The sequence below is a fragment of the Inhella sp. genome (assembly GCF_027532025.1).
GTDB lineage: Bacteria > Pseudomonadota > Gammaproteobacteria > Burkholderiales > Burkholderiaceae_C > Inhella.
This window is the reverse complement of the sequence record NZ_JAPZSY010000056.1, coordinates 1-2,748: the sequence shown is the minus strand read 5'-3', so window position 1 is coordinate 2,748 and position 2,748 is coordinate 1. Positions and strand designations below refer to the sequence as shown.

The 2,748-nt window shown below is 67.8% G+C and carries 4 protein-coding genes and 2 pseudogenes; 3 read left to right on the top strand and 3 right to left on the bottom strand.

From position 1 onward, the window contains the following. Nucleotides 1-87: 87 nt before the first annotated feature. Together O9335_RS09275 and O9335_RS09270 are read left to right on the top strand one after the other, a co-directional pair. Nucleotides 88-351, top strand: coding sequence for a toxin-antitoxin system HicB family antitoxin (locus O9335_RS09275; RefSeq protein WP_298386975.1), 264 nt, complete (start codon nt 88-90; stop codon nt 349-351). 37 nt (nt 352-388) lie between these two features. Continuing rightward, a pseudogene (locus tag O9335_RS09270) lies at nt 389-592 on the top strand (FAD-dependent oxidoreductase); the annotation flags it as partial. A 12-nt stretch (nt 593-604) separates the two neighbouring features. Here the strand turns inward: O9335_RS09270 and O9335_RS09265 are convergent. Genes O9335_RS09265 through O9335_RS09255 form a run of 3 tightly spaced genes read right to left on the bottom strand, consistent with a single transcriptional unit; the run spans nt 605 to nt 1,870 of the window. Next, nucleotides 605-1,060, bottom strand: coding sequence for a GNAT family N-acetyltransferase (locus tag O9335_RS09265; RefSeq protein ID WP_298386972.1), 456 nt, complete (start codon nt 1,058-1,060; stop codon nt 605-607). Beyond that, nucleotides 1,057-1,449, bottom strand: a complete 393-nt coding sequence (locus tag O9335_RS09260; protein WP_298386971.1) for a RidA family protein — start codon at nt 1,447-1,449, stop codon at nt 1,057-1,059. Before O9335_RS09260 ends, O9335_RS09265 begins: the two co-directional genes overlap by 4 nt. Before the next feature lie 31 nt (nt 1,450-1,480). Then, complete coding sequence (locus O9335_RS09255) at nt 1,481-1,870, bottom strand: DUF6404 family protein (protein WP_298386969.1); 390 nt, start codon at nt 1,868-1,870, stop codon at nt 1,481-1,483. A gap of 147 nt (nt 1,871-2,017) precedes the next feature. Here O9335_RS09255 and O9335_RS09250 point away from each other — a divergent pair. Next, nucleotides 2,018-2,503 (top strand): annotated as a pseudogene (locus tag O9335_RS09250) (heat-shock protein); the annotation flags it as partial. Between the last annotated feature and the right edge of the window lie 245 nt (nt 2,504-2,748).

Here is a 2,748-nt window from a genome sequence, read left to right as displayed (position 1 = left end):
TCGTAACTTGCGGGACCTGACGCGAGGTGAACTGCGTTTCCCCGGCTTGCAAGTCCTCGTCCCTGAACAGTGCTTGGAGGTGTTCCCATGTCCGTCCTGACCATCCGCTTGCCCGACGACAAGCACGATCGACTCCGCGAATTGGCCAAGGCCCGCTCGGTCAGCGTCAACAAACTCATGGATGAGTTGGCCACGGTTGCGCTGGCCAACCACGACGCGAGAACGCGTTTTGAGGTCCGCGCGGCGCGGGGCAATCCGGCGCAGGCAATGGAGTTGTTGGCGCGCTTGGATGCGGCCGATGGCGTGGGCGCAGTGGGGCGGGGGGTCAAAAGGCAAGACCTGACCCCATGACCGCGAGGCCCCGTTCCCCGGGGTGGCCGACCTCAGCGAGCCGAACTTCTGGACCGGCCTGCGGCCGAGCACACCCACCAACATCCCCTACATCGGGCGCAGCAAAAAGCTCAAGAAGCTGTGGCTCAACTGCGGCCACGGCACCCTGGGCTGGACCCACGGCGCCGGCAGCGGCCACGCCATGGCCCAGCTCATCAGCGGCCGCAAGCCGCCGACGGACTTCCGTTTCTACGGGGTGTGAATGCCGGCCCGCTCACGCGGGCACCAAGTGCTTGTGCATGGGCACGTGGCCGTAGGGCACGAAACCCGCGGCCTCGTAAAACGCGCGGGCCGGGGCATCTTGGCCGGTTTGCAGGTACACCGTGCCGTAGCCCGCGCCGCGGAGTTCCGCCTCGAAGTTCGCCATCAGGGCCCGGCCCACGCCTTGCCCTTGGCAGGCCGTGGCCACGCACATCTCGCGCAGCTGGAACAGCCAGCGGTCGGTCCAGCGCTCACCGTGGCCCAGCGCCAGCCCGACGGGCTGACCCTGGAACAAAGCCCCCACGCCGAGAAATCGGGCCTCGCTGGCAAAGCCCCCCAAACGCTCGAAGGCAGCGGCCTCGGTCCAGCCGTCGTTCCAGGGCGGCGCGTTGAAAACCGCGACGTACAACGGCACGTACCGGGCCACGTTGCCCGCGTCGATCGGCTCGAAGCTCAGCCCGGCCCTCATGCTCCCGTTCCCCGCTTCAGCGCCGTGACCTCGATCTCGATCTTCATGCGAGGGTCCAGCAGACCCACGCACTGCATGGTGGCCGCAGGGCGAATGTCACCCAAGTGCTTGCGCAGCACCGGCGCACAGGGCGCGAAGTCCTTGCCATCGGGCAACAGGTAGGTCACCCGAACGACGTCCTTCAGGCTGGCCCCGGCCTGCGCCAGGGCGGCGGCGATGTTTTGGAAGCACTGCTCGGCCTGGGTCGCCACGTCATCGGAAATGGTCATCGTGGCGTAGTTGAAGCCCGTGGTGCCCGAGACGAAAACCCAATCGCCCTGCACCACGGCGCGGCTGTAGGCGAGTTCTTGTTCGAAGGGAGAGCCAGAAGAGATGAGGGTGCGGGGCATGGCAGTGCTGGGCATAGAGGGGGGCCGAAGTTCAGTTCGAGCCTGCCGAGTCGGGCAGGGGGCTCAGGTCCTTCCACGCCGGCAGGGCGTGCTTGCGCCGGCAATAGGCGTAGTAACTCGCCATGAACAGCCCGAAGAAGAGCCCGGCAAAGACGGCGCCCACGCCGAGACCCAGGAAACTCATAGCGGTCGGAGGCACCACCCACCCCCAGACGAGCCCCATCAAGAGCCCCCAGGCGACACCGAAGTAGCCCCCGGCGACGAGCCACATCCTGCCAAAGGGCACAAAGTGCGGCGGCGGCACCTCGTAGCCCCTTCGCCAAAGCCATTGCAGCAGCGGAGGGAGATAGTTGGAGGGACGAATGCCGGTGGCCTTCAGCAGGCGAAGGGCCTCCAAGCGACGCGTTTCAAACTGACTCATCGATCCATTCTCTCTAGCGATGACGGGCCTGTAGGTTACGGCGAGCGCGGCATTCCCGCGCCGCGCGCCGAACGCAACGCCAGCCTGGCCTCACCCGAGCGCGCCTCACCTCCCTAGAATCCGCGCCCTTTTGCTCTGGAGTGCCCCGTGGCCGCCCCGTCGTTTTGCGCCATCGACTTCGGCACCTCCAACTCGGCCGTGGCCCTGCCCCAGCGTGACGGGCGGGGCGAGGGCATGGCCCTGGTGCCCCTGGAAGGCGCCGCACTGACCATGCCCACGGCGGTCTTCTACTTCGCCGAAGGCGCGCACGACGTGGACGGCCCCCCGCGGGCCTTCGGCCGCGCGGCCTTGCGGGCCTACGTGGACGGGCACGACGGGCGCTTGATGCGCTCGATGAAGAGCATCCTCGGCAGCGACCTGCTCGACCAGCACACCGACGTGGGCGGCGGGCGCAGCGCCAAGTACGCCGATGTGGTGGCCGGCTACATGAAGCGCTTGAAGCGCGTGGCCGAAGCCCACCAGGGCCGGGCGCTGACGCACGCGGTGCTGGGCCGCCCGGTGTTCTTCGTGGACGAGGACCCCGCGCGCGACGCGCAAGCCCAAGTCGCGCTGGAAGCCGCCGCCCATGCGGTGTGGCGGCTCCGGGGTCAGGTCTTGCCTTTTGCCCCCCCCACCACCACTGACCGCGTAGATTGCCTCCATGGCCCGTCCATTGCGCATCGAATTCCCCGGCGCCGTTTACCACCTGACCTCCCGCGGTGACCGGCGCGAGGCGATCTTTGTGGACGACGAGGATCGGCAGTTGTTCTTGGACGTGCTGGCCCAAGGCTGCCGTCGCATGGACGCCTGCGTGCCGGCTTAGCCGGCCCTGCAAAAGT